Here is a 26,163-nt window from a genome sequence, read left to right as displayed (position 1 = left end):
CGTGATCTGCGGCTCGAACAATGCGCGTCACGCTTTGTTCACGTTCTTTTGCAGCCAATCGAGGATCGCCGCGCGATCCCCGTCGAGCGATGGGACGGGTGCGCGCGACGCGGTGTCCTCGAGACCGCTCATCTTGATCGGGTTGCCAGCAGCCACGAAGGCCGGTCGGCCCTCGGTATCCAGCACGTCCACCACCATGTTGCGCGCCAGAATCTGTCGGTCATGAAGCACTTCGGCCACGTTCTGGATCGGGCCAGTCGGGACACCGGAGGCTTCCAGCTTCTCGATCCAGTGGGATTTCGGCTGGTCGAGCGTGATCGCCTCAATCAGCCGCTTGAGCGTGCGCGCGTTCTCGCAGCGTGCCGAGTTGGTCGCGAAACGCGGGTCCTGCGCGAGCGGCAGGCCGAGCACGTCGCAAAGCCGGGCAAAGAGCGCGTCGTTTCCGGCGGCGATGACAAAGAGGCCGTCGGCGGCGTGAAATGTCTCGAAGGGGCTGATCGAGGGGTGCCGCGCGCCGGATGGTCCCGGCGGGGTGCCCGTGGTGGTGGTGATCGCCACCGCGTGTTCGAGAATCGCGAGCTGGCTGTCGAGCATGGCGACGTCGATCTTGCGCCCCGCGCCGGTTTTCGCGCGGTCTATCACGGCGGCGAGCACGCCCTGCACCAGGTACATTCCCGCCACGATATCGCCGATCGAGGCACCGACGCGCACCGGCTCGCGTCCTGCCTCGCCGGTGATCGACATCACCCCGCCGCGCGCCTGCACCACCATGTCATAGGCGGGCCGCAGCGCATCCGGGCCGGTATGGCCAAAGCCGCTGACTGCGCCATAGATCAGGCGCGGATAACGGGCATGAAGGACATCCCAGCCGTAACCCAACTTTTCCATCACGCCGGGGCGGAAGTTTTCCAGCACTATGTCGGCGCGCTCCAGAAGTTGCTCGAATATCGCGCGGTCGTCCCCCGCCTTGAGGTTGAGTGCGATGGACTGCTTGCCGTGGTTGATCGCGGCAAAATAGGCGCTTGTCCCGTCCTTGAAGGGCGGAAAGGAACGGGTGTCGTCGCCCGTACCGGGCCGTTCGACCTTGATGATCCGCGCGCCCAGATCGCCGAGGGTAAGCGAGGCGAAGGGGCCTGCCAGAACGTGGGTGAGGTCGAGCACGAGGAGGTCTTGCAGCGGGTTGGTCATGGCATGGCTCTTGTTTCGGTGGTTTCTGGTCCGGTTCTAGCGACCGTGCGTGACGTGTCTCTAACACGGATCAAGGGGGTCGCGATGCAACCCCCTTGTTTTTGCGTTTATTCTGGCTGCACCGTCAGATGCGGCCCTTCCACGGTACCAGCCATGTCTCGGCCTTGCGCATCAGGATGTCGATGCCGTAGCCGATGATACCGATGAGGATGATCCCCATGATCACGATATCAGTGAGCTGAAACCGCGAGGCGACCATGATCATCATGCCCGCACCTTTTTCCGCCGCCACCAGTTCGGCGGCCACGACCGTGCCCCAGCAGACCCCCATTGCGACGCGCGCGCCGGTGAAAATCTCGGGCAGGGAGTTCGGTACGATCACGTGGCGCATCAATTGCCACTTGGACGCGCCCAGCGAATAGGCGGCGTGCACCTTGGAAATGGCGACACCCGACACACCCGCGCGTGCCGAGATGGTCATGATCCAGAGGGCTGCGAGAAACAGCAGGATGATCTTGCCCGATTCACCGATGCCCGCCCAGATGATGACCAGCGGGATGAGCGCCAGCGGCGGAACGGGGCGCATGAATTCCACGATCGGGTCGAACCAGCCGCGGAACCAGTCGCTGAGGCCCATCGCGTAGCCCAGCGGGATGCCGACAGCGGCCCCGAGCGCAAAGCCCACGATGACGCGGAACAGCGACCAGTAGAGATGCTCCCACAGGGTGAAATTCTGGTAGCCCTCATTCGCGATCTCGCCCACCCGCTTGACCACGTCTTCAGGCGGGGGCAGCCAGATCGGCTCCATCTGCATGCCGCCTGCGGGGCTGAAATTGAGCGATCCCTTGGAGGTGACCGCAACCTTGCCCGCCGCAACGGAGACGGTCTCGCCCGCGCTTACCGGTTGCCCGTCGATGGCCACGACCTTGGCCCCGTCCTTGCGGGTGATCTCGTCGTTCTTGTCCATCAGGATCAGGTCAGATCGCCATGCGCCCACCGACGAGGCGTCGTTCTTGGCAAAGCCCTCGCCCGGCTCCACCTCTGGGATCTCGACCTCTTCGCCGACGTTGAAGACCCGAACGAGAACGGTGGCGTCATCGCGCTCCCCGTTCGGGGCCTCCAGCGTATAGGTAAACTCAGCATCGCCCACGAACGGGCCCGGCGCGTGGATCGGTACCCAGTTTGACCCCGTGAACGCGCCCCACAACAGGAAGATCGTCACCACCGAGATGACGCTTGCCCAGCGGTCGGGGCGCACCGCGCTTTCATCACCAAAGGTGACGGTCTTGAGCGAGGTGAAATCCCGCATCTGCCGGAACTTGTGCACGCCAAAGCGGACCACGAAGAAGGCCGCGGCGAAGATCGCGATATATATGATGAGGATGATCATGCGCCCACCGCCTCTGTGCGGCCCATGATCTCTTCTTCCATGTCCCAGATCATCGACAGGATCTCCTCGCGTTTTTCCCCGAAAGCGGGGTTTTTCTTGATCTCGCGCAGGTCCTTGCCCACGCCGTCATCGGCGAAGGGCAGGCGGTATTCCTTGTGGATGCGGCCCGGGCGCGGGGCCATGACAAGCAGGCGCTCGCCCAGGAGGAGGGCCTCTTCGACCGAGTGGGTGATGAGAATGATGGTCTTGCCGGTCTCCTTCCAGAGCTTGAGCACCAGCCCTTGCATCTTTTCTCGGGTCAGCGCGTCGAGCGCGCCGAGCGGCTCGTCCATCAGGATCACGTCGGGGTCATTGGCCAGGCACCGCGCCAGCGCCACGCGCTGCTGCATCCCGCCTGACAGCTCGTAGACCGCCTTGTCCTTGAAATCCTGCAGGCCCACCACGTCGAGCAGGTGATCGACCGTGCCGCGCCATTCCTTCTCGCGTATGCCGGCCATGCGGGGGCCAAAGCTTACGTTGTCTCGCACGCTCATCCATTCGAACAGCGCGCCTTGCTGAAACACCATGCCGCGTTCGGCGTCGGGGCCGGTTACGGGATGATCGTTGAGAATGATGCGGCCCTCGGTCGGGGCAAGAAAACCGGCGAGGATGTTTAGCAGGGTGGTCTTGCCACAGCCCGAGGGCCCCAGCACGCTCATCAGCTCGCCGGTGTTAAGTTCGAGCGTGACATCCTGAAGCGCTTGAACGTGACCACCATTTGGCAGGTCGAACCGCATCGAGATGTTTTCGATGGAGAGTGTCGACATCCTCCGCCCCTTTTCGACTAATAGTGAAATCCGGGTGCGCGGGCCGGGCGCGAAAGGCGCCGGCCCGTGCGGGGAGAAAGCGGATCAGGAGCCGCCGGCCGCCTGCTGAAGCGGGCCAATATTGACGTTGTTCTCGTAGGTATCGAGAGCCCCGTCGATGCTGCCCGCCTCGACGAACACGTCGGCCACGCCCTTCATGAAATCCTGCGCGCCGCCGCCGAGCCATTTTGCAGACAGTTGCTCGTCCACGGGTGGGAAGACAAAGGTGTCAATGGTGGCCGCAGTCGAGTCGACATCCATGCCGCTGTCCTTGGCGATCACCGGCAGCATCTCGTCGCGGTTGGCGGGGTCGGCCCACATGGCGTTGGCTTCGGCGGTCACGGCGAGGAACTTGGCCACGATGTCGGAATTCTCGACGACGAAATCGGCCGGGCCCGATGTCACGTCGAAGACGAGAATCCCGAGGTCTTCCTTCTCCTGACCGGTCAGCAGCACGTTGCCGTGCTCCTTGGCGCGGCGCAGCGAGCCGCCCCACCCGCAGAACAGGTCGACCGCGCCCTGCGCGATCGCCGCCGCGCCCTCCGGCGGCGCCATGTTGACCACGTCTATGGTCGAGACGTCGATGCCGAAATGACTCATCTGCTTGAGGAAGCCGTAATGCGCGGCGGTGCCGAGCGGCACGGCGGCCTTCTTGCCTTCAAGCTCTTTGGCGCTGTCCTTGTCGATCTCCAGCGCCTCTGCCACGACGCAGTTGTCGTTGTCGGAATAGCTCACTGCCACGTCCACGATTTGCAGATCCTGCCCGGCGCTGACCGCGACCACAAAGGGCGGCACTCCCTGGCTGACCGACAGGTGGATGTCACCCGAGGCCATCGCCGCGCTCATCGCGGTGCCGGTGTCGAAGGCGCGCCAGTTGACTTCCATGCCGAGTGCTTCTTCGTACATGCCGGTTTCCTTGGCATACTGGAACGGCATCGGCCATTCGAGGAAATACGCCACATTGAGTTCCTGTGCGCCGGCCGCGCCGCCCATCAGTGTAGCGCCGGTCACGGCGGAGAGGAGTTTCGCCCTGAGTGTCATGTCTGTCTATCTCCCGTTGGTCATGTTGTGCGGGGCTTGTCCCCGCTTTTCTGCCAGTTGGTCTTCGCGGTCTGTGCCGCTTGTCGTTCAGGCGTCGGTCGCGGCTGACGTGCTCGCCGCAGCGCAAAGTCAACCCGATAGCTGTTCGCCGATCAACGCCATATTCCCGAGCCTACGGAGATTTCAGTAAGTTGGAAAAGAGATTTTCGATTAGGTGGATAGAGGGGCGCACGGTGGTGTCATGCGGAAATTTGGGCTGTTTTTCAGCATTTTGGCGAGAATATTGATTTGCCGCCGGATATTTTGGACATATCGAATGCCTATTTTTGGACCTATTCGAACGCTTGCGATTGAGGCGACATCGGGTCTTGAGATAGACCGCTGATGCCCAGCCCCGCATCCGGCGTGCGGCTGTGCGCGATTGATGAAGGAGTGACGACATGGATGGAAAACTTCGCGACAACGATATCAGCCACGTGGTCGAGGCCGACCGCGCCCATGTCTGGCATCACCTGATCCAGCACGCACCGTGGACCGGCCCCGATCCAAAGGCCGATCCGCGCATCATCGTCGAGGGGCGCGGCATGCGCGTCTGGGACCAGAAGGGCCGCGAGCATATCGATGCGGTCTCGGGCGGGGTCTGGACGGTCAACGTGGGCTACGGGCGCGAGCGGATTGCCAATGCGGTGCGGGACCAGCTCATTCAACTGCCCTATTTCGCAGGCTCCGCCGGGTCGATCCCCGGCGCGATGTTCTCGGAAAAGCTGATCTCGAAAATGCCGGGGATGAGCCGGGTCTACTACACCAACTCGGGCTCTGAGGCGAACGAGAAGGCCTTCAAGATGGTCCGTCAGATCGCGCACAAGCGGTATGGTGGCAATAAGCACAAGATCCTCTACCGCGACCGCGACTATCATGGCACCACCATTGCCTGTCTGTCGGCGGGCGGTCAGGACGAGCGCAACGCGCAATACGGCCCCTACACACCCGGTTTCGTGCGGGTGCCGCATTGTCTCGAGTACCGCGCGCAATGGGATCTGGCGGGCGAAGCCTATGGCGCGGCTGCCGCCAACGCGATCGAGGAGGTGATCCTGCGTGAAGGCCCCGATACGGTGGGCGCGCTCTGCCTCGAGCCGGTGACGGCGGGCGGCGGTGTCATCGTGCCGCCCGAGGGCTACTGGCCCCGCGTTCAGGAGATCTGCCGCAAGTACGACATCCTCCTGCATATCGACGAGGTGGTGTGCGGCGTTGGACGCACCGGCACATGGTTCGGCTATCAGCATTACGGGGTCGAGCCCGATTTCGTGACCATGGCCAAGGGGGTGGCCTCCGGCTACGCTGCCATTGCCTGTTGCGTGACCAATGAGCGGGTCTTTGATCTCTTTCAGGACGACGCCACCGACCCGATGAACTATTTCCGCGATATCTCCACCTTCGGCGGCTGCACGGCGGGGCCTGCCGCGGCGCTCGAGAACATGGCGATCATCGAGGAAGAGGGCCTGCTGGAGAACACCAATGCAATGGGCGACTACATGCTCGACCAGCTGCGCGCACTTCAGGACAAGCACGCGGTGATCGGCGATGTGCGTGGCAAGGGGCTGTTTCTCGGCGCGGAACTGGTGGCGGATCGTGCGACCAAGGAGCCGGCGGCCGAAAAGATGGTGCAGGCCGTGGTCGCCGACTGCATGGCGGGTGGCGTGGTGATTGGCGCGACCAACCGCTCGTTGCCGGGCTTCAACAACACGTTGTGCTATTCGCCTGCGCTCATCGCAACCAAGGATGACATCGACCAGATCATCACGGCCACCGACGCGGCGCTGACCCGCGTGTTCGCATAAAATCCAAATCGCCCCGAAACACAGGTTTCGGGGCGAGACGGAGCCGGAATTTTCAAAAAATTCCGGACCGGAAACTTTTAAGTTTCCGGCGCATGGCGGTCGTCAGATCACCATCACATCCAGCGGCGGGAACCCGTTGAAGCCCACCGAGGAATAGCTCGACGTGTAGGCCCCGCATGAACGGATGACGATCCGGTCCCCGGCGCGCAGCCCGACCGGCAGGGCCACGGGACGCTTTTCGTAAAGGACGTCGGCGCTGTCGCAGGACGGCCCGGCAAGGATGCAGGGCCCGGTCGCCTCGTGATCGCGATCGGTCAGGAACGGGTAGCGGATCGCCTCGCCCTCGGTCTCGGCCAACCCGGAAAAGCGACCGATATCGAGATAGACCCAGCGGCACAGGTCAGCGTCGGATTTACGGCTGACCAGTAGTACCTCGGCGGCGATCATGCCGGCCTCGGCCACCATGCCGCGCCCCGGTTCGGCCATGACGCGGGCAGCCCCGGGAAAGCGTTGCTCGACCATCATCATGACGTCGGCAGCATAGCGCCCGGGCGAGGCGATCTCGTCGCCGTAAAAAGCCGGGAACCCGCCGCCGATATTGATGAGCGACAGCGCATGCCCCGCGGCACGCGCCTCGGTCCAGACTGCGTCCACCTGGTCGAGCGTGTCGCGCCACATCTCCGCCCGGCGGGTCTGGCTGCCGACATGAAAGGACAGCCCAACCGGCTCAAGGCCCAACGAGGCGGCCTGATCCATCAGGGCGACGGCACGCTCCGGCGCACAGCCGAACTTGCGGCTGAGCGGCCAGTCGGCCCCGGTCGCGCCGACCAGCAGCCGGATATAGACCTGTGCGCCCGGCGCGTGCTCGGCGATCTTGTCGATCTCCATCTCGGCATCGGCGGCGAAGAGGGTGATCCCCGCAGCATGGGCAAAGGCGATGTCGCTGGCACGCTTCACCGTGTTGCCAAAGGAAATATGCTCGGGTTTCGCTCCGAGGCCCAGGCACAGCTCGATCTCGCCGCGCGAGGCGGCGTCGAAGCGTCCGCCCTCGGCGATCAGCGTCTCGATCACTTCGCGAGCCGGGTTGGCCTTGACCGCGTAATGGATATCGGCGCGGCCCAGCCCGGATTTCAGCGCGCGGTAATTCTGTGCCACGACGTCCCGCGACAGCACGAGCGTCGGGCGGTCGAAGGTGTTGGAGCGGATGAAATCGACGAGGGGGGAGGGCGAAGCAATGGCGTCGCGGCCCGCAAAGGGCGTTACGTAGGCGTTCATGGTCATCTCCGATCAAGACCCGGGCATTCAGCCCTTACAGTTCCAAAAGGAGACGTTACCGTCGCTACGTAAACACGGGCGGCAGGACCACCGGCCAGAGGCGCGTGCGTTGGCGTCTATCTCGGGGCAGATAGGGCCGGCTAGCGGACCACGCAAGACATTTCTCGGGTCGGGCAAAAGAATCTATGCGCCCGTGTTCAATCCGCCTGTGCCGGGCGGGGCAGGGTATGTCCGAGAATCGCTTCCGCCCCGAGACGCCCAAGCTCGTCCGAGCATTTGGCGCCGCGCCCGCAACCAGCCGTCGCCACGCCGACACGGTCGGATAACATGGCGATGCGCGCCTGGTCCTCGGGGGTGAAACTCGTCACACAGGCGGCGTGATGCGTGGCCGTGACTTGCAGCCCGGGCATCCGCGCGCGGATCTGCTCATTGAGGTCGCGCGCTACCTCCGGGTTGCCGCCCGAGCGGAACCAGTCGCCGATCTCGGTGGGAGAACCGAGCGGGCGATCTACTGAATCGCCACCCATCTTGAGATACCAGCGGCCATCGGGATAGCGGATCGGCGGCAGCAGGTAGGGGCCATCGCCATGTGCGTGGAGGTAAATGAGCGGTGGCAGCGCGCTCAGTCGCGCCGCCTCGGCCTCGCTCACCTCGAAGAACGCCACCGTGCGCGCCATCACCGTCAGCGGCACCGCCCCGCCGGTCAGCGCGCCGGTATAGGCTCCCGCCGCGACAAGGACGCGCGCCGCCTCGGTTTGGCCGGCTTCGTGACGGATCGTTATCCCGTCGTTTCCCTCGTCGAATGCCAGCACACGCGCCGCGATCACCTGTGCACCCGCGCGTTCCGCCGCGCGTGTCTGCGCGGCAACCAGGCGGCGGGGGCTGATGAAACCGGCGCGGCGTGGCTCGTGCCAGCCCATGGTGCCGGGTGAAAAGTGGAAATCGGGAAAGCGTCTGGCAAGCTCCACATCGTCAAGACGGTCGCATTCGATTCCGTCGCGCGCCGCAACCGCGCCGATACACTCCATCGCGCGGCTGCCCTCGGGGCCTGCCATGACCACACCACGCTCGGTGTAGAAGGAGATACCGGCTTGCGCCTCGATCTCGGTATAGCGCGCGATCGAGGCGTGGCTCACCCGGCTCCAGAACGGGTCAGGATCGAGGCTGCGGGTGATGCGGCCCTCGTCGTAATGGCTGCCGAAGACGCCGTGATGATCCGCCATCCGGGGCGGCTCGTCCGGGCCAATGAGAACAACATCCTGCCCAGCGCGCGCGAGGTGGCGCGCGGCTGCCGCACCGATGAGACCCCGCCCGATCACGGCGATACGCATGATCCGTCCTCCCCGCCGCCTGTCACGCCCGGCGCGTCGATGCCGGGCAGCACTGAGCGCTCAGCGGTGGTTGTCCTCGTCTTTGTTGGCGTCCTCGTCCTCGTCCTCCTCGTCCCCGGAATCGGAGGGCAGGTTGAACAAGCTGTCGGCATCGAACTTGTCGCGTTGCTTGTCGTCCGCGTCCGGGTCACCGGAGAGGGTAAAGCTTTCCAGCCCCTCGATCGCCGTCGGGATGCGCGGCTCGGTATCGCCGCCGAGACTCTGCTCGGTGCTCAGGAGCTTGCGACGCTCGTCATCGCTCATTGCCGCACCCTCGGCCGCTTTTTTCTCGGCGGCCTTTTGCACGGCGGCGTCAAGCTCGCTCTGCTTGCACAGTCCGAGTGCCACCGGATCGACGGGCTGCATGTTGGCGATGTTCCAATGCGTGCGCTCGCGGATCGAGGTGATCGTGGGCTTGGTGGTGCCAACAAGCCGCGCGATCTGGCTGTCGGCAAGCTCGGGGTGGAACTTGACCAGCCACAGGATCGCGTTGGGCCGATCCTGCCGTTTCGACAGTGGCGTGTAGCGTGGTCCTCGGCGTTTTTCCTCGCCCTGTGCTGCGGCGTTGAACTTGAGCCGCAACTTGTGCGCAGGGTCTTTCTCGGCCCGCGCGATTTCCTCGGTGGTCAGCTGGTTGTTGGCAATCGGGTCGAATCCCTTGACGCCGGTGGCGACGTCGCCATCGGCGATGCCCTGCACCTCCAACTCGTGCAACCCGCAGAAATCCGCGATCTGCTTGAAGCTGATCGTCGTGTTGTCCACCAGCCAGACGGCGGTGGCCTTGGTCATGATTGGCTTGGACATGATGCCACGTCTCCTTCACTCACGTCTTTTTCGGCGCCCGGCGAGGGCGGTCCCGGCACGACCGGGACGAGTTTCCATTGTCGGGGAAATCCCGTGCCATATACTCAACCCGGGCTGAAAAGGAAAGAGCAAGAATGCGCTCTCTCGTGCGACTGACAGCGGTGCTATTGCTGGCCGCACTTCCGGCGCGGGCCGACCGCGCGGGCGTGTTCGATTACTACGTGCTGTCGCTGAGCTGGTCGCCCACGTGGTGCGCGCTCGAGGGTCGCGAACGCGGGGCCGCGCAATGTGCGCAAGAGCATGGCTGGGTGCTTCACGGGCTGTGGCCGCAATATCACCGGGGATGGCCCGCGCATTGCCAGAGCGCGCACCGACCGCCCTCGCGTGGCATGACCGCCGGCATGGCCGATATCATGGGCGCGCCCGGTCTCGCGTGGCACCAGTGGAAAAAGCACGGGACCTGTTCGGGCCTGTCGCCAGAGGATTACTTTGCGCTGGCCCGGCGCGCCTATGCGCAGGTCAACCGCCCGGAGGTCTTTCGCACGCTCGATCGTCCAGTGAAACTGCCCGCGCGCGTCGTGGAAGAGGCATTTCTGGAGGCGAACCCGGGCTGGGAGCGCGACATGCTCACCATCACCTGCCGCGCGGGCCGCATCCAGGAGGCGCGGTTGTGTCTCACGAAATCGCTGGAGCCGGTGCCCTGCGGTCGCGACGTGGTCCGCGACTGCGCGATGCGGGATGCGCTGCTTGATCCCGTTCGATAACGCTTCTTCTTGCTGAAAAGACTCGAAATCCGGCCGTCGCGACCGGTCAAAAGACCTGCATCAGGAGCACCACCACCGCCACCGGCATCAGCATCGCATGGAGGACGTGATCGAACCAGTTGCTGCTGCCCAGCCCGGCAACCCACAGCACCTGCCCGGTGACGGCCACCAGAGGCAGGAATAGTGAGCCCGCCACGAGCCCGTAGGCACACACGATCAGTACCATCGCCGCCACTGGCCGGGGGGCGTAGCCAAGCCGGTAGAGATCGACCGGCAACAGACCCATCGCCGAGGCGAGAAAGGCGGCATAGGCGGCGAGGAACACGGAGATTTCTACCGTGCCGAACGGCAGTACGGGTAGCCCCCATGCCGCCGACACATCGCGCAGGGCAAGTGCGGGCAGCATCACGCCCAAGGGCGACAGAAGCGCCATCGCCCCGGCCACCGGGGTGCTGCGTTGCAGGACCAGAACCAGCGCCGACACCATGCCCCCGGCGATGCTCGCGAGCGCGGGCCCTGCCACGAGACCCGCCAGCGCGAAGCCCATCCAGCCCAACACGATCGCCAGCGCGATGTGATCCAACGTCGCTCTCATCGCGCTGCCACCCATGCCGCGTCGAATACATGTGCCGCGACACCGTGCTTGCCGCCGGTGGAATGAACCAGCACGATCTCGCCGCCCACCCGGCGCAGCATCGGGTAGCGCAGCGCGCCCGGGCCCGTAAGCCGGTGAATCTCGCGCCAACTCGTGCCCTCGTCGTCCGACACCGACAGGATCAGCGCATCGGGCGCGGCGGGATCGGCATTCGCGGCCATCAGGAGTCGACCGTCGCCCAGCGAAAGCGCCGCCACCGGAGCGCTCGGGTTGTAATGGCCTGTGGGTTCTGGCGCGCTCCAGTCCTGCCCACCATCTTCGGTACGGCTCAGCCAGAGGGCATCGCTGCGGTCGAAATCGCGCAGGAAAGCCAGCGCGCGCTGCGCGTCAAGTGGCACGATCATCGGCTGGATCACCTTGGCGCGTCGGCTGCGCATCCAACGCCGGTCACGCACGCGGCCCGCATCGTCGAAGCGGACCAGTGCGCCGAAGGTCGGCCCCATCTCGAAATAGGCGGGCAGGGCGTAGCTTCCGTCTTCATAGGCCAGCATCGGCGATTTCACGAGAAAGGACCGGTTGAGGATCGGCGACAGGTCGAGCTTGCTTGCCGTCACCGGCCCGTCGCGCGACATCGTGACATCGGCGATGGCCGCCATCGCCCATCCCCCCACCGAGACCACGGTCGCCAGCAGGTGCCCAGGGGTGCCGTCATGCGACATCGTGTTGCCCAGCGTCACGACAAGCTGATGCGGCGCCAGCGCACGTCCAAGGCCTTTGCGGGTGAGGTGTGGCTCGGGCTCCGATGCCTGCCACGTGTCACCTTGCCGCCGCAAGTCCACGCCCCAGATATCCACGTCCGGTTGCGCCTCGGCGGATCCTTGGAACCAGAGCACCGAAACGCCATCTTCGCGTGGCACGATTGCGGGCGCATGCGCCTGCCCGGTCTCGGGGCGATGGTCGAGAACGGTGCAGAACCGCCCATTGCCCGTTTCGGGGAGCGGGTCGGGCACCGCGAAGCGCCAGCACAGCGGCCTGTCGCGCCGGATCGCCACCGCGCTCAGGCCGAGGCTCAGCGCGGCGAGCGCGAGGATAGCCAGCGGGACCAAGTCCAAGTCAGTCCACCCTGAGGACGATCTTGCCGATATGCGCGCTCGATTCCATCCTTTCGTGGGCGGCCGCCGCCTCTTCCAGCGGGAACTCGGAATCCATCACCGGCGCAACGCGCCCCGCCTCGATCAACGGCCAGACATGTGTGCGCAGCCCTTCGGCGATGCGCGCCTTGGCGAGGTCGCTCTGCGGGCGCAGAGTGCTGCCGGTGATCGTCAGGCGGCGCATCATTACCTGCGCGAAGTTCAATTCCACCTTGGGGCCTTGCAGGAACGCGATCTGCACCAGCCGCCCGTCATCGGCCAGCGCCTTGACGTTGCGCGGCAGGTAATCGCCGCCGACCATGTCGAGGATCAGGTCGGCCCCGCCCTCCGCGCGCAGCACCTCGACGAAATCCTCCTCTCGGTAATTGATCGCGCGCTCCGCTCCCAGGCGTTCGCAGACCGCGCATTTCTCGGCCGATCCGGCGGTGGCAAAGACCCGCGCGCCGAAGGCGTGGGCCAGTTGGATGGCGGTGGTGCCGATGCCCGAAGAGCCGCCATGCACGAGGAACCGCTCGCCGCCCTTGAGTGCCCCGCGCCCGAAAACGTTGGACCAGACGGTAAAGAAGGTCTCGGGAAGGCAGGCGGCCTCGCGCAACTCCATTCCTGCGGGGACGGGCAGGCAATGTGCCGCCGGGGTGGTCACGTATTGCGCATAGCCGCCGCCGGGCAAGAGCGCGCAGACCTTGTCGCCGACGGCGAGGTCGCTCACGCCCGCGCCGCAGGCTACGATCTCGCCCGCGCCCTCGAGCCCGGGCAGGTCCGACGCGCCGGGCGGCGGCGCGTACATCCCTGCGCGTTGCAGAGCGTCGGGCCGGTTCACGCCGGCCCATTTGAGCCGGATGAGAACCTCGTCCGTCGCTGGCTCCGGCACCGGGCGGGTGGTGGCGCGCAGCACATCGGGGCCGCCCGGTTCGGCGATTTCGACCGCCGTCATCGTCTTTGTCATGTCTTGCCTTTCTTCAGTTCGGTGTGCGCCACCGGCCCGGCATCCCGGCTTGTTGCCGGTCCCCGGGGGCTTTGAAGCGCCCGAGGAAGCCAAGCGGTCCGGCCATCAGGCCAGAGACGAGCCGGTTCTCGCGGGCCTTTGCCTTGACCTTTTCGATCTGCATCACGTCGTCGATGCGGCGGTCGAGGAATTCCCATGTCCGCGCCTGTCCCTCGCTCTGGTCTCCGAGCCAGTAGAGCACGGTCGCGCCGTAGACGCCCGAGAGCGTGGCGCGCTTGGTATACCAGTTGATGTCGCGCGACGTGTCGCCCAGCGCCGTCCAGATGCGATCGGCGGTGCGCCACAGGGCGCCGGTGCCGTCGGGGGCGTGCTGGGGCAGGGCAAAAAGCGTCATGCCGCGCCGCACAAGTTCGCGATCCTCGACCAGATCGAGCCGGGTGCGCACGGCAAAACCCACCCGGTCGCGAAACCGCATCGCGCCGAGATCGGCGGCCTGCAATGCATCGACCATCGCGGCATCGCCCGCCTCGTGAAAGGCGAGTGCGAGGTCTACCGCGCCGCGCGGGCAGACGGCATCGACCATCGCGCGGTCAATCCCCGCCTCGGCGGCGGCCAGCCGCAGGGTTGTCTCGCTCCACCCGTCGAAGGGTACGTGCGGTTTGGCGGCCTCCAGAAGGCGGGTTTTCACATCGGTATCGGGCATCGGATTCCCCCTTTCGGGCACCCTAGACAAGCCAGGGACGCTTTGCTATACGGCCATTTCCTGCAACTTATTGCAACTTCAACTTGGGAAGGTGGTGACACCACATGCAGGTTAGTGTTCGCGACAACAATGTCGATCAGGCGCTCCGTGCCCTGAAGAAGAAATTGCAGCGCGAAGGCGTTTTCCGCGAAATGAAGCTCAAGCAGCATTTCGAGAAACCGTCCGAGAAAAAGGCGCGCGAGAAGGCCGAAGCGATTCGCCGTGCCCGGAAACTGGCACGCAAGAAAGCGCAGCGCGAAGGTCTGCTCTGAGCGCGTCCGCCGCGACTCACTCGTGACACGAAAAAGACGACCCCCGGGCGGATGCTTCGGGGGTTTGTCGTTTTGGGGGGAGGCCATTTTCCGGTGTCGGTATTCTGTCGGTATCGCGTCGGTATTCCGTCGGTGCCATGGAGCGGTCGGCGCGCAGCGCGCTTGACAACCCCGGGGCCCCGCGCGAGACACCGCGCCATGATGATGACCATTCTCCAGGTGGCCGCTGGCGGCGCGCTGGGCGCGGTGCTGCGCCTCGGGGTGACCCTGGGTATGGCGCGGGTCGCGTCCCCCGGCTTTCCTCTGGGGGTGCTGACGGTCAACGTGCTGGGCTCGTTCCTCATCGGTGCGCTGGTCGTGCTCTCGTTCCATCGCGGTTTCGACCATCTCAACCCGTTCCTTGTCACCGGCATCCTGGGCGGGTTCACCACGTTCTCGACCTTCTCGCTGGAGGCGCTGACGCTCTATGAGCGGGGTGCGATGGGCGCGGCGTTGTCCTATGTCGGGCTGTCGGTGGTCCTGTCGCTGGCGGCGGTCGCGCTCGGGGCCTGGGCGATGCGGGCGGTGGTGACATGAGCGGGGTCCAGACGCGCAGCGTGGCCCCGGGCGAGGGCGATCAGCGGCTCGACCGCTGGCTGCGGCGGCAGTTTCCGCACCTGACGCAAGGCCAGATCGAAAAGATGTGCCGCAAGGGCGAGCTCCGGGTAGAGGGCGGACGGGTAAAGTCCGCGACCCGGCTGCAGGAGGGGCAGAGCGTGCGCATTCCCCCCATCCCCGATCCCGGCACGCGGCCCGCGCCGGACGCGACGCGCATCAGCGATGCCGATGCCGCGATGATCCGCGCCTGCGTCATCTACCGCGACGATCACGTGATCGCGCTCAACAAGCCGCCGGGCCTGCCGGTGCAGGGCGGCAGCGGACAGGTGCGGCACGTGGACGGGCTGGCCGAGGCGCTGCGCTTTGGTGCGGAAGACAAGCCGCGCCTCGTCCACCGGCTGGACAAGGACACATCTGGCGTGCTGTTGCTGGCGCGAAGCCGCGAGGCCGCCAAGGGGCTGACGGCGGCGTTCCGGCACCGCGCCACGCGCAAAATCTACTGGGCCGCGGTGGCCGGCGCGCCGAGCCCGCGCGTGGGCACGGTGCGTTATGGTCTCGTCAAGGCACCGGGGCATGGCGCGGGCGGCGAGGGCGAGAAGATGCATTGCCTGCACCCGCGCGATGTGGCCGGCACGCCCGGCGCCAAGGCGGCCACCACCGATTACGCGATGATCGAGAACGCCGGCGGGCGCGTGTCGTGGATGGCGCTCACCCCCGTTACCGGGCGCACCCACCAGTTGCGCGCCCACATGGCCGAGATCGGGCATCCCATCATCGGCGACGGCAAGTATGGCGGCTCGGGGCAGGAGAATCTCGGTGATGGCTGGGGCGCGCAACTTGGCGGCGAAGTGAGCCGCAAGCTGCACCTGCACGCCCGTTCGCTGACCATCGAGCACCCGGTGACACGGGCGATCTTGCACCTGACCGCGCCGCTGCCCGCGCACATGGCGCGGACATGGGACCTGTTTCAATGGCAGGCCTCCGAGGCGCCGGAGGACCCGTTCGAGGATCTCGTATGAGCGGGCGGCTGCGCCTCGTGATTTTCGACGTGGATGGCACGCTGGTGGACAGCCAGAACGATATCCTCGCCGCGATGTACGAAGGGTTCGCCGCCGTGGGTGAGGCCGCGCCTGCGCGCGAGACGATCCTCGGGATCGTCGGTCTGTCGCTCGACGTGGCGGTGGCGCGGCTCGCGCCGCACCTTCCGGACGCGGCGAGGCGCGAGATCGTGGAGGGCTACAAGTCGGCCTACATGAAACTGCGGGCCGGGCAGGCGGTGGCCACCTCCTCACCGTTCTACCCGCAAGCGCGCGAGACCCTGGACGCGCTGCGCGCGGTGCCCGAGCTGCTCTTGGGCGTGGCCACCGGCAAATCGGCGCGCGGGCTGGCAAAGCTGGTGGAGGGGCATGCGCTGGAGGGATATTTCGTCACCAGGCAGGTGGCAGATCATCACCCCTCCAAGCCGCATCCCGCGATGCTGCACGCGGCGCTGGCCGAGACGGGTGTCGCGCCGCAAGACGCGGTGATGATCGGCGACACGAGCTATGACATGGAGATGGCGCGGGCCGCCGGGATCGCCGGAATCGGCGTGACATGGGGCTATCACCGCGCCGACGCACTGGATGGCGCCGCGCGGCTGGTGGACGACTTTGGCCAGCTTGCGGCGGCGCTTATGGATGACTGGGGGGCTTGGCGATGAGCGAATGGGCAGCCAAACGATTCTGGAATGCGGCGGAAGTCGTGGAGGCCGGGGGCGGCTTTGGCGTGCGGCTCGACGGGCGGGCGGTGCGCACGCCCGCCAAGGCCGAACTGGTGGTGCCGACGCAGGCGCTGGCACGCGAGATTGCCGCCGAGTGGGACGCGCAGGAGGGCGAGATCGTGCCCGCGACCATGCCCCTGACCCGCGCCGCCAATGCCGCCATCGACCGGGTGGCGCGTGAGCAGGCCGAGGTGGCCGCGATGCTGGCGGAGTATGGCAGCAGCGACCTGCTGTGCTATCGGGCAGAGAGCCCCGCCGAGCTGGTCGCGCGGCAGGCAGAGGCCTGGGATCCGCTGCTCGATTGGGCCGAATCGGCCTTTTCGGTACGGCTGCGCACGACCAGTGGAGTCATGCACGTGACGCAGGACGCGGCGGCGCTGGAGCGGTTGCACGCGGAGGTTCGGCTGCTCGACATATGGGCGTTGACGGCGTTTCACGATCTCGTTTGCCTGAGCGGCTCGCTGGTTATCGGTCTTGCGGCGCTGCGCGATCAGGCTCCACTGGAGGCGCTCTGGCGGGCGTCGCGCATCGACGAATCCTGGCAGCAAGAGCAATGGGGTAGCGACGAAGAGGCCGAAGCGGTGGCGAGAAAGAAAGAATGTGACTTCTTCAACGCCAAACGCTTTCACGATCTTTCGCGACCCCTTTGGGCGCGGTGATTTCACCGGCATGGCGCGTTAACCCTGCGGCACCGACCCCGGGTTTTGCGGAACAAAGTCTTGACGGCGCGAGGTGAATCCACACAAACTCGCGGTCACTGTCGGGGGTTTGAACCCCTTATCCAGTGTCATACGGGCCTCGTGACAACGCGGGGTCTAAAGAACCGCTCTTCAAAGAGCGGGCAATCAGGAAGAGGTAAACATGAAAAAAACCGTATTTCTGGGCGCTCTGACCGTGGCCGGCCTTGTTGGCGGTGCGGCGGCTGCGGCCACGCTCGACGACGTGAAGGCGCGCGGCACGCTCAATTGCGGCGTGACCACCGGTCTCGTCGGCTTTGCCGCGCCCGACGCCAACGGGGTTTGGGAAGGCTTTGACGTGGCCGTGTGCCGCGCCGTTGCCGCCGCCGTTCTGGGCGACCCGACCTCTGTCGAATTCGTGCCGACCACCGGCAAGACGCGGTTCACCGCGCTCGCCTCTGGCGAGGTCGATATGCTGGCCCGCAACACCACCTGGACCTTCTCGCGCGACACCGATCTCAAGTTCGAATTCGTCGGCGTCAACTACTATGATGGTCAGGGCTTCATGGTTCCCAAGGCGCTGGGTGTGACCTCGGCCAAGGAACTCGACGGCGCGACCGTGTGCATCCAGACCGGCACCACCACCGAGCTGAACCTCGCGGACTTCTTCCGCAAGAACAACATCAGCTACGAGCCGGTGCCGATTGAAACCAATGCCGAAGGCCAGCAGCAGTATCTGGCCGGTGCATGCGATGCCTACACCACCGACGCTTCCGGCCTTGCCGCGACCCGCGCCGCGTTCGAGAACCCCGGCGATCACGTGATCCTGCCGGAAATCGTCTCGAAAGAGCCACTTGGCCCGCTTGTGCGCCACGGCGATAACGAGTGGGGTGATATCGTGCGCTGGACGCTCAACGCCCTGATCTCGGCTGAGGAACTGGGTGTCACCAGCGCCAATGTCGACGAGATGGCATCTGCGCCGACCAACAGCCCCGAGATCAACCGCCTGCTTGGCACCGAGGGCAACCTTGGCGAGATGATCGGCCTCGACGCTGATTGGGCCAAGCGCGCAATCGCGGTTGGTGGCAACTATGGCGAGTTGTTCGAGAAGAACATCGGCGAGAATACCCCGATCGGTCTGGCGCGCGGTCTGAACGCGCAGTGGACCGACGGTGGCATCCTCTACTCGCCGCCGTTCCGGTAAGACAAGAACTGACGAAGGGCGCGGGGTCATCCCGCGCCCTTCGCGCATGACGGATCTCAAAGAAACGGCCCACGGCGAAAACGCCGATAAAAAACCGGGTCGAAGAACAGGGAAATCCCAGATGACGACGATGACCGACCCTCCACAGGCGTCGTTCCGGCTGTCGCAGTTGATCTACGACACGCGGTATCGCTCCTACACGTTTCAATTCATCGCGCTGATGCTGCTGGTCGCGCTGATGGCCTATCTCGGCGCCAACCTGGTGACGAACCTGGCCGAGCAAGGCCAGAATATCGCCTTCGGGTTCCTGGCAGAGCCGTCTGGCTATGACATCAACCAGCGTCCGATCGAGTATGACAGCCAATCAAGCCATCTGCGGGCCTCTGTGGTGGGCGTTCTGAACACGCTGATCGTGGCCTTTCTCGGGTGTCTGACCGCGACAATCTTCGGCGTGATCGCCGGTGTTCTGCGGCTCTCGCCCAACTGGCTCGTGCGCAAGCTGATGGCCGGGTATGTCGAGGCGTTCCGCAACGTGCCGGTGCTGATCTGGATCCTCATCATCTTTACCATCATGACGGCGGTTCTGCCGTCGCCGAGCGCGTTCCGGGGCGACAACTCGGAGTCAAGCATGCTCTTCGGGTCCTTCGCATTCACCAATCGCGGGATCTATGCACCTTTGCCAATCTGGGAGCCGGGCTCGCAGGTGGTGGTGCTGACCTTCCTCGCCTCGATTGCGGGCGCGATCTATTACCGTCGCTACGCCACCAAACTGCTCTACGACACCGGAAAGCTGCTGCCGATGGGGTGGCCGTCTCTGGTGATTCTGTTTGTCCCCACGATCCTCATCTTTTTCGTCATGGGGCGACCGATCTCTCTGGACTATCCCGCGCTCGAAACGTTCAATTTTCAGGGCGGCATGCAAATCCGCGGGTCGCTCATCGCGCTGTGGTTCGCTCTTGCGATCTACACGGGGGCCTTCATCGCGGAGAACGTGCGTGCGGGGATCCTGGCGGTGAACCGCGGCCAGACCGAGGCGGCGGCCTCGCTGGGCCTGCGTCCGGGGCGGATCATGAACCTCGTGATCCTGCCGCAGGCGCTGCGCGTCATCATCCCGCCGGTGATTTCGCAATATCTCAACCTCACCAAGAACTCGTCGCTGGCCATCGCCGTGGGCTACATGGACGTGACCGGCACGCTGGGGGGCATCACCCTGAACCAGACCGGGCGCGCGATCGAATGCGTGCTGCTGCTGATGCTTTTCTACCTGACGATCAGCCTTGCAATCTCGGCGGTGATGAACCTGTACAACAACTCCATTGCGCTGAAGGAGCGGTGAGCCATGTCGCATGATAATGTCGCCTTCCACCGCGAGCACATGCTCCCCGAGGCGCCGCCGCCGGTGACGGAGACGGGGGTCATCAAGTGGCTGCGCGAGAACCTGTTTTCCTCGGTGGCCAACGGCCTGCTCACGGTGGTTACTGCTTATGTCGTCATCAGTATCGTGGTCGCGGCGGCGCCGTGGTTTTTCAATGGTATCTGGGACAGCCCCAGCCTTACGGCCTGCCGCGAGATGCTCGATGGGCGCACGGGGGCCTGTTTCGCGGTGCTGACCGAGCGCTGGAACCAGCTTCTGTTCGGGTTCAAGTATCCCGACGAGCTCTACTGGAGGCCGACGCTGGCCTTCGTGCTGCTGTTCGCGGCGATCGCGCCGGTGCTGTTCATCAAGTTCCTGCCGCGCATACTGCTGATCTTTACCGGGCTCTACCCGTTCATCGCCTACTGGCTGATCTGGGGCGGGTCGATCATGGTTCCGATCATGGCGCTGTTGGGCGTGCTGTTCGGCGTTCTCGTCTATCGGCGCACCCTGACCGTCAGCGCCGGTGTTGCGGTCCTTGCGGGGATCGCGGGGGCGATGGTGTTCTGGTGGGCTGCCGGGTTTTTGACCGGGTCCACTGCCGGTTTCATGGCGCTCGAGCCGGTGGCGTCGCGCGACATGGGCGGTTTCATGATCAACCTGATGCTGGGTGTGGTCTGCGTGTCGCTGTCGCTGCCCTTCGGGATCGCGCTGGCGCTGGGGCGGCAATCCAACATGCCGATCATCAAGTGGATCTGCGTGATCTTCATCGAGTTCATACGCGGTGTGCCGCTCATCACGCTCTTGTTCGTGGCGAACGTGGTGCTGGCATATTTCCTGCCGCCGGGCACGAATTTCGACCTCATCCTGCGGGTCATCATCATGATCACGATGTTCGCCTCGGCCTATATCGCCGAGGTGATTCGGGGCGGGCTCGCGGCGCTGCCGCGCGGGCAATACGAGGCGGCTGACAGTCTCGGGCTCGACTACGCGCAGTCGATGCAGTTCATCATCCTGCCGCAGGCGCTGAAAATTTCGATCCCGGGCATCGTCAACGTCGCCGTGGGGCTGTTCAAGGATACCACGCTGGTCTCGGTGATCTCGATGTTCGACATCGTCGGCATGATCCGCGGCCCGATCCTCGCCTCGGCGGAATGGAACGGCGTCTATTGGGAGCTGTTCGGCTTCGCCGCACTGCTGTTCTTCATCACCTGCTACGGCATCTCGCAATATTCGCAATGGCTGGAGCGTCAGCTTCAGACCGATCATCGGTAAGGAGGGTCATCGACATGGCCGCAGAAGCACAAATGAAGGTCTCCGACGAGGTTGCCGTCGAGATCAGCAAGATGAACAAATGGTTTGGTGCGTTCCACGTGCTGCGCGATATCGACCTGACAGTCTATCAGGGCGAGCGGATCGTGATCGCGGGGCCCTCGGGATCGGGGAAATCGACGCTCATCCGCTGCATCAACGCGCTGGAGGAGCATCAGAAGGGGTCGATCACCGTCGATGGCACGGTGCTGTCGAACGATATCAAGAACATCGACCGGATCCGCTCGGAGGTCGGGATGGTGTTCCAGCATTTCAACCTGTTCCCGCACCTGACGATCCTCGAGAACTGCACGCTGGCCCCGATCTGGGTGCGCAAGACGCCCAAGCGCGAGGCCGAGGAAATCGCGATGCATTTCCTCACCAAGGTCAAGATCCCCGAACAGGCGGACAAGTATCCCGGCCAGCTCTCGGGGGGACAACAGCAGCGGGTGGCGATTGCCCGGTCGCTGTGCATGAAGCCGCGGATCATGCTCTTTGACGAGCCCACCTCGGCGCTCGATCCCGAGATGATCTCGGAGGTGCTCGACACCATGATCGAGCTGGCCGAGGAAGGCATGACCATGCTCTGCGTGACCCACGAGATGGGATTTGCCCGCAAGGTGGCGAACCGGGTGATCTTTATGGACCAGGGCCAGATCGTGGAGCAGAACGAGCCCGAGGAGTTCTTCAACAACCCCAAGAGCGAGCGCACCAAGCTGTTCCTGAGCCAGATTCTGGGGCACTGATGGTCTTGGGGGCGCTGCCCCCGTCGCGCGATGCGCGACTCCCCCGGAATATTTTTGGCAAGATGAAGGGGCGGTCCGAGGGGCCGCCCCTGCGCTGTCAGACCCACGCGGCGCGGCGTTCGCGCAGGGTGGCAATCGCGGCACGCAGGTCGTCGGCGATCACGCCTTCGCGTGGACGATCGCGCAGCGTATCCACCAGGGTATCGGGCGGCAGCGCCGGGCGGCGCGACCACGTGAGCGCGGCGAGGATGCTGCGGGCGCGTTCGGGCAGGCGGTCGGGGATGTCATACCCGTTCAGGATGGCCCAGACACCCGCCCAGAGGCGGCCTACGGTCCACGGGTTGTAGCCGCCGCCGCCGAGGACCAGCAGGCGGGGGCCGAGCGTGCGGAGGGCCGCGACGGTGGCCCAGTGGGCGTTATTGGAGAGCGCGAGGCGCGAGAGCGGATCCTCGGCCACCGCGTCGGCCCCGCATTGCAGGACGATGGCCTGCGGCCGCATCGCCTGCAGGCTGGGCAGGATCACCTCGTGCAGCGCCATGGCGAAGCCACTGTCATTGGTGTCGCGCGGCAGCGGCAGGTTGATGGCGTGACCGCCTGCGCGGTCGTCGAGGGCGCCGGTGAAGGGCCAGCGCCCGGCCTCGTGGGTGGAGATCATGAGCACGCGGCTCTCGCCGTGAAACGCCGCCGCGACCCCGTCGCAGTGATGGGCGTCAATATCGACATAGGCGATGCGGGTGAGGCCCTGGGCGAGGAACGCCTTCAGCGCCAGAACCGGGTCGTTGAGGTAGCAGAATCCCGCCGCCCGGTCCGCCATGCCGTGATGGGTGCCGCCGCCGGGATTGTAGACTGCGCCACCTTTGCCGAGCAGGTCGGCCGCGAGGAGCGAGCCGCCCGCCGCCGTCGCGGGACGACGGAACATCTCTGGAAAGACCGGGTTCGACAGCGTGCCGAGGTGGTGGCGAGCGCGGGTTTCGGCGGTGACGTGCCCCTCGGTCTCGGCGCGTTGCAGTGCCGCGATATAGGCTGGGCTGTGCCACGCGGTCAGGGCCTCCGCCTTCGCGCGGGGGCTGGTGACATACTGGGTGTCCGGGAGCCAGCCCATGGCGCGGCAGAGGTCGGTCACCGTCGGCACGCGCGGGATCGAGAGCGGGTGGCGCGGCCCGTAGCTCGAGCCGCGGTAGATGTCCGAGCCGATGAAGCGCGGTGTCTGCATCGCGCTCAGATCAGGTCTCGCGGGATGACGAAGTGCAGCGCCGTGCCGGTGCCGGGGGCGACATCGGCCCAGTCGTCGATGTCGAAGCGTGCGACCAGCGTCGCCCCGGTGGGGTAGTCATGGAAGCGGTCGTGGTCTGGCGGTGCGGCGACGAGACGGGCGGCGAACTCGGCGATGCCCGGGTTGTGGCCGAGCATCAGCACCTGCGAACCAGTGGCCCCGCGCAGCACCCGAAGCATGTCCGGTGCCTCGGCGAGGTAGAGCGCGTCGTGAAGCTCGGGGGCGAGCGGCAGGTTCAGGCGCGCGCAGGTCTCCTGCGTGCGTTCGGACGAGGAACACAGGATCTGATCCGGCAAAACGCCCATTGCGCGCAGCCAGTCGCCGAGCGCGGTGGCCGAGCGGCGACCGCGTTCGTTGAGGGGGCGGGCGTGGTCGGGCAGCGCCGGGTCGCCCCAATCGGACTTGGCGTGGCGCATGAGGACCAGGCGTTTCATCGGAAGTATCCCATGTGGAAGGCGGATTGTGCCTCGGTCCGGCCTGCGCCCTGGCTGAGCGGGCAGGCGCGGCGCACGGCGCAGCCGCGCGCCATGCAGTCGTTGCCGGGCCGGTCGAGATCGGTCTTGCAGGCGGGTACGTCGTAGCCATCGGGCGACAGCGCGCTCACCGGGCAGGCGGTGCGGCAGGGCTGGCCATCGCAGGTGTCACAGGGGCGCGCGGCGGGGGCAGGCAGGTCGATCCGGTGGGGCAGGGCGAGCGCGCCGCGATAGGACAGCATCAGGCCCGTGGTGTCGTGCACCAAGAGCCCAACCGGCGAGGACCAGGCCCGCCCGCTGCGCCGCGCCCAGCCGGTGAAGGATGGCCAGGGCGGGCCGTCGAAGGGAAAGACCGCGCGCGCGCCGAGATCGCTGGCCAGCGCGCCGATCACCCGAAGTGACCAGCGGTCGAGCGGGTCGGGCGCGCCATCGGCGAATTCGGGCGCGGCGGTGACATGCGGCCAGAAGTCCGGCCCGGCGGGGCCGAGCAACACGAGGCTGGTGAATCCCGGCACCTCGTCCGGTTCGAGGTGCAGCGCGCCAAGCGGGGCGAGGTGGTTGCCTCGGGCCTTGGTGGCAATAGAGGAGAGCGCGGGCCGGGGTGTCATGCCGGAGAGCTAGGCCGGGGGCCGCTTCGTCGAGGGGGCCGCACCGTTGCGGATAAGCGATCCGGCGCCGTGCTCGGTGAACAGCTCCAGCAGGGTGGCGTTGGGGGCACGCCCGTCCAGGATGACCACTGCGCGCACACCGCCAGCGATGGCGGCGAGCGCGGTTTCGGTCTTGGGGATCATGCCGCCCGCGATCACGCCTTCGCGGGTGAGCGCGCGGATCTGTTCGGGCGTGAGCTCGGTCACGACGTGGCCCTCGGCGTCGAGCACGCCGTCGGTGTCGGTGAGCAACAGCAGCCGATCGGCGCGCAGTGCCGCAGCGATGGCCCCGGCGGCGGTGTCGCCGTTGATGTTGTAGGTCTCGCCATCCGGCCCGCCGCCAAGCGGCGCGATGACCGGGATCACGCCCGCGTCGAAGAGTGTGTGCAGGATCGCCGGGTCGATCTCCGAGGGTTCGCCCACGAGGCCGAGATCGGCGCTGGCCGGGGTGCAGGCGATGAGCCCGGCATCCTTGCCCGAAAGCCCCGCCGCGCGCCCGCCCTGGCCGCCGATGGCCTGCACGATGCGCTTGTTGACGGTGCCCGAGAGCACCATTTCCACCACTTCCATCGTGGCGGCATCGGTGACTCGCTTGCCACCCACGAAATCCGAGCGGATATCGAGCCGGGCGAGCATCTCGTTGATCATCGGTCCACCGCCGTGGACGATCACCGGGTTGACCCCCACCTGCCGCATCAGCACCACGTCGCGGGCGAATTCGGCCATCGCCTGCGGGCTGCCCATGGCGTGGCCACCGAGCTTGATGACCACGATGGCACCGGTATAGCGCTGCAGGTAGGGCAGCGCCTCGGAAAGGGTGCGGGCGGTGGCGATCCAGTCGCGGTTCATGTCTCGGGCCTTCATTCCTGTCTCCGGGGTCACGCGCCCGCACTTGTTAGCCGCTGCGCCGTGGCGTGCCAAGAGCCGTTGATCCCGGCCGCAGTCGGGCTAGGGTGGAAAGGTCCACGCCGGAGAGATCGCCATGACCATGACGCGCACTTTGCTACTGACCGGCGCGAGCCGGGGAATCGGCCATGCCACTGTGCGCCGGTTCAATACCGAGGGCTGGCGGGTGATCACCTGTTCGCGCCACCCGTTTCCGCAGGAATGCCCTTGGGGTGGCGGCGCGGCGAACCATATCCAGATCGACCTCGCGAACCCCAACGACGTGATCGAGAAGGTAGAGGTGATCCGCAGAATGCTGGGTGGCCGTCTTGATGCGCTGGTCAACAACGCCGGTATTTCGCCCAAGGGGCCGGAGGGTGAGCGGCTCGATACCTTCGACACCGACCTGCGGACATGGGGGCATGTGTTTCACGTCAATTTTTTCGCCCCGATCGTGCTGGCGCGCAGCCTGCGCGACGAGTTGGCGGCAGCCAAGGGGGCGGTGGTCAATGTCACCTCCATCGCGGGCGGGCGGGTGCATCCCTTTGCCGGCGCGGCCTATGCCACCTCGAAGGCGGCGCTGGCCGCGCTCACGCGCGAGATGGCGCATGATTTCGGGCCTCTCGGCGTGCGCGTGAACGCCATCGCGCCAGGCGAAATCCGCACCGACATCCTGTCGCCGGGCACCGAGGAGCTGGCCGACACGATCCCGATGCGCCGGCTTGGCGAGCCGCGAGAGGTGGCAGACACGGTCTATTTCCTGTGCACGTCGCCGTCGGCCTATATCTCGGGCACGGAGATCGAGATCAACGGGGCGCAGCACGTCTGAGGGGGGAGAGTTTGGGCTTGTTCCAGCCCTTCGGTTCTTGCCCCTGGCGCGGAATCGAGGGCGAAGCCCGCCGTGCCATCGGTCATGCCGGAGGCATGCTTTCAGCATGACCCGCCCCCCGGACTGGCAACTTGTCTAAGCTCGCGCACCGATTACAGGTTTTTCGGATTCGGCAGGCATAAAGCGC

General features: G+C 65.7%; 27 protein-coding genes. 12 read left to right on the top strand and 15 right to left on the bottom strand.

Annotation, left to right across the window (positions count from 1 at the left end; genetic code table 11):
- Positions 1–27: 27 nt before the first annotated feature.
- The 4 genes from CRJ03_RS18710 to CRJ03_RS18695 all read right to left on the bottom strand — a co-directional run bounded on the left by CRJ03_RS18710 (position 28) and on the right by CRJ03_RS18695 (position 4,464).
- A complete protein-coding gene (locus tag CRJ03_RS18710) occupies positions 28–1,188 on the bottom strand; it encodes a CaiB/BaiF CoA transferase family protein (RefSeq protein ID WP_104020379.1) in 1,161 nt (386 codons plus the stop codon).
- A gap of 124 nt (positions 1,189–1,312) precedes the next feature.
- Positions 1,313–2,578, bottom strand: coding sequence for an ABC transporter permease (locus CRJ03_RS18705; protein WP_104020378.1), 1,266 nt, complete (start codon positions 2,576–2,578; stop codon positions 1,313–1,315).
- A complete protein-coding gene (locus CRJ03_RS18700; protein WP_104020377.1) occupies positions 2,575–3,384 on the bottom strand; it encodes a taurine ABC transporter ATP-binding protein in 810 nt (269 codons plus the stop codon). The genes CRJ03_RS18705 and CRJ03_RS18700 overlap by 4 nt, the downstream gene beginning before the upstream one ends.
- An 84-nt stretch (positions 3,385–3,468) precedes the next feature.
- Positions 3,469–4,464 (bottom strand): taurine ABC transporter substrate-binding protein, encoded by a 996-nt coding sequence (locus CRJ03_RS18695; RefSeq protein WP_104020376.1) that lies wholly within the window; start codon positions 4,462–4,464, stop codon positions 3,469–3,471.
- A 440-nt stretch (positions 4,465–4,904) separates the two neighbouring features.
- Here CRJ03_RS18695 and CRJ03_RS18690 point away from each other — a divergent pair, with 440 nt between their 5' ends.
- The gene (locus CRJ03_RS18690; RefSeq protein ID WP_104020375.1) at positions 4,905–6,302 is read left to right on the top strand and encodes an aminotransferase family protein; all 1,398 of its coding nucleotides are present in this window, start codon (positions 4,905–4,907) and stop codon (positions 6,300–6,302) included.
- A 102-nt stretch (positions 6,303–6,404) separates the two neighbouring features.
- Here the strand turns inward: CRJ03_RS18690 and CRJ03_RS18685 are convergent, their stop codons facing one another.
- The 3 genes from CRJ03_RS18685 to CRJ03_RS18675 form a co-directional block, all read right to left on the bottom strand.
- A complete protein-coding gene (locus CRJ03_RS18685) occupies positions 6,405–7,583 on the bottom strand; it encodes a type III PLP-dependent enzyme (RefSeq protein ID WP_439126649.1) in 1,179 nt (392 codons plus the stop codon).
- A gap of 191 nt (positions 7,584–7,774) precedes the next feature.
- Complete coding sequence (locus CRJ03_RS18680) at positions 7,775–8,908, bottom strand: FAD-dependent oxidoreductase (RefSeq protein WP_104020374.1); 1,134 nt, start codon at positions 8,906–8,908, stop codon at positions 7,775–7,777.
- Positions 8,909–8,968: 60 nt separating this feature from the next.
- Positions 8,969–9,751: a DUF1013 domain-containing protein gene (locus tag CRJ03_RS18675; RefSeq protein WP_104020373.1), complete on the bottom strand. Its 783-nt coding sequence runs from the start codon at positions 9,749–9,751 to the stop codon at positions 8,969–8,971.
- Between the two features lie 134 nt (positions 9,752–9,885).
- Between CRJ03_RS18675 and CRJ03_RS18670 the strand changes: the two genes are divergently transcribed.
- On the top strand, positions 9,886–10,515 hold the full coding sequence (locus tag CRJ03_RS18670; protein WP_104020372.1) for a ribonuclease T2 family protein: 630 nt from the start codon (positions 9,886–9,888) through the stop codon (positions 10,513–10,515).
- A 46-nt stretch (positions 10,516–10,561) separates the two neighbouring features.
- Here CRJ03_RS18670 and CRJ03_RS18665 read toward each other — a convergent pair whose 3' ends face one another.
- From CRJ03_RS18665 to CRJ03_RS18650, 4 genes are read right to left on the bottom strand one after another with little or no spacing between them, the layout of a single operon-like run.
- Positions 10,562–11,110 carry a hypothetical protein gene (locus CRJ03_RS18665; RefSeq protein ID WP_129590315.1) on the bottom strand — a complete coding sequence of 183 codons (549 nt, stop codon included), beginning with the start codon at positions 11,108–11,110 and terminating at the stop codon, positions 10,562–10,564.
- A complete protein-coding gene (locus CRJ03_RS18660; protein WP_165375360.1) occupies positions 11,107–12,222 on the bottom strand; it encodes an exo-alpha-sialidase in 1,116 nt (371 codons plus the stop codon). The genes CRJ03_RS18665 and CRJ03_RS18660 overlap by 4 nt, the downstream gene beginning before the upstream one ends.
- A 1-nt stretch (position 12,223) precedes the next feature.
- Positions 12,224–13,207, bottom strand: a complete 984-nt coding sequence (locus CRJ03_RS18655) for an NAD(P)H-quinone oxidoreductase (protein ID WP_104020369.1) — start codon at positions 13,205–13,207, stop codon at positions 12,224–12,226.
- A gap of 13 nt (positions 13,208–13,220) precedes the next feature.
- The gene (locus CRJ03_RS18650; RefSeq protein ID WP_104020368.1) at positions 13,221–13,910 is read right to left on the bottom strand and encodes a COQ9 family protein; all 690 of its coding nucleotides are present in this window, start codon (positions 13,908–13,910) and stop codon (positions 13,221–13,223) included.
- A gap of 104 nt (positions 13,911–14,014) precedes the next feature.
- On the opposite strand from CRJ03_RS18650, the gene rpsU reads away from it, so the two are divergent.
- The 9 genes from rpsU to CRJ03_RS18605 all read left to right on the top strand — a co-directional run bounded on the left by rpsU (position 14,015) and on the right by CRJ03_RS18605 (position 21,869).
- Positions 14,015–14,221 carry a 30S ribosomal protein S21 gene (gene rpsU / locus CRJ03_RS18645; RefSeq protein WP_005614280.1) on the top strand — a complete coding sequence of 69 codons (207 nt, stop codon included), beginning with the start codon at positions 14,015–14,017 and terminating at the stop codon, positions 14,219–14,221.
- Positions 14,222–14,419: 198 nt separating this feature from the next.
- The gene (crcB, locus tag CRJ03_RS18640; RefSeq protein WP_104020367.1) at positions 14,420–14,797 is read left to right on the top strand and encodes a fluoride efflux transporter CrcB; all 378 of its coding nucleotides are present in this window, start codon (positions 14,420–14,422) and stop codon (positions 14,795–14,797) included.
- Complete coding sequence (locus tag CRJ03_RS18635) at positions 14,794–15,837, top strand: RluA family pseudouridine synthase (RefSeq protein WP_104020366.1); 1,044 nt, start codon at positions 14,794–14,796, stop codon at positions 15,835–15,837. The genes crcB and CRJ03_RS18635 overlap by 4 nt, the downstream gene beginning before the upstream one ends.
- A complete protein-coding gene (locus CRJ03_RS18630; RefSeq protein WP_104020365.1) occupies positions 15,834–16,517 on the top strand; it encodes an HAD-IA family hydrolase in 684 nt (227 codons plus the stop codon). Before CRJ03_RS18635 ends, CRJ03_RS18630 begins: the two co-directional genes overlap by 4 nt.
- Positions 16,514–17,236 carry an ATP12 family chaperone protein gene (locus CRJ03_RS18625; RefSeq protein ID WP_104020364.1) on the top strand — a complete coding sequence of 241 codons (723 nt, stop codon included), beginning with the start codon at positions 16,514–16,516 and terminating at the stop codon, positions 17,234–17,236. Before CRJ03_RS18630 ends, CRJ03_RS18625 begins: the two co-directional genes overlap by 4 nt.
- Before the next feature lie 202 nt (positions 17,237–17,438).
- A complete protein-coding gene (locus CRJ03_RS18620) occupies positions 17,439–18,458 on the top strand; it encodes an amino acid ABC transporter substrate-binding protein (protein WP_104020363.1) in 1,020 nt (339 codons plus the stop codon).
- Positions 18,459–18,579: 121 nt separating this feature from the next.
- Complete coding sequence (locus tag CRJ03_RS18615; RefSeq protein WP_104020362.1) at positions 18,580–19,794, top strand: amino acid ABC transporter permease; 1,215 nt, start codon at positions 18,580–18,582, stop codon at positions 19,792–19,794.
- 3 nt (positions 19,795–19,797) lie between these two features.
- Positions 19,798–21,087, top strand: coding sequence for an amino acid ABC transporter permease (locus CRJ03_RS18610; RefSeq protein ID WP_104020361.1), 1,290 nt, complete (start codon positions 19,798–19,800; stop codon positions 21,085–21,087).
- Between the two features lie 14 nt (positions 21,088–21,101).
- Positions 21,102–21,869 carry an amino acid ABC transporter ATP-binding protein gene (locus tag CRJ03_RS18605; protein WP_104020360.1) on the top strand — a complete coding sequence of 256 codons (768 nt, stop codon included), beginning with the start codon at positions 21,102–21,104 and terminating at the stop codon, positions 21,867–21,869.
- Positions 21,870–21,966: 97 nt separating this feature from the next.
- On the opposite strand, the gene CRJ03_RS18600 is transcribed toward CRJ03_RS18605, so the two are convergent.
- Genes CRJ03_RS18600 through argB form a run of 4 tightly spaced genes read right to left on the bottom strand, consistent with a single transcriptional unit; the run spans position 21,967 to position 25,126 of the window.
- Positions 21,967–23,082, bottom strand: a complete 1,116-nt coding sequence (locus CRJ03_RS18600) for an acetoin utilization protein AcuC (RefSeq protein WP_104020359.1) — start codon at positions 23,080–23,082, stop codon at positions 21,967–21,969.
- A 5-nt stretch (positions 23,083–23,087) separates the two neighbouring features.
- Positions 23,088–23,576 (bottom strand): SixA phosphatase family protein, encoded by a 489-nt coding sequence (locus tag CRJ03_RS18595; RefSeq protein ID WP_104020358.1) that lies wholly within the window; start codon positions 23,574–23,576, stop codon positions 23,088–23,090.
- Positions 23,573–24,223 (bottom strand): ferredoxin, encoded by a 651-nt coding sequence (locus CRJ03_RS18590; protein WP_104020357.1) that lies wholly within the window; start codon positions 24,221–24,223, stop codon positions 23,573–23,575. The genes CRJ03_RS18595 and CRJ03_RS18590 overlap by 4 nt, the downstream gene beginning before the upstream one ends.
- Positions 24,224–24,232: 9 nt before the next feature.
- Positions 24,233–25,126 carry an acetylglutamate kinase gene (argB, locus tag CRJ03_RS18585; protein WP_104020356.1) on the bottom strand — a complete coding sequence of 298 codons (894 nt, stop codon included), beginning with the start codon at positions 25,124–25,126 and terminating at the stop codon, positions 24,233–24,235.
- Positions 25,127–25,244: 118 nt separating this feature from the next.
- Between argB and CRJ03_RS18580 the strand changes: the two genes are divergently transcribed.
- A complete protein-coding gene (locus tag CRJ03_RS18580) occupies positions 25,245–25,976 on the top strand; it encodes an SDR family oxidoreductase (protein ID WP_104020355.1) in 732 nt (243 codons plus the stop codon).
- Positions 25,977–26,163: the final 187 nt, after the last annotated feature.

The organism is Roseovarius nitratireducens (assembly GCF_002925845.1).
GTDB classification, from domain to species: Bacteria; Pseudomonadota; Alphaproteobacteria; order Rhodobacterales; family Rhodobacteraceae; genus Roseovarius; species Roseovarius nitratireducens.
This window is presented reverse-complemented; position numbering and strand designations above follow the sequence as displayed.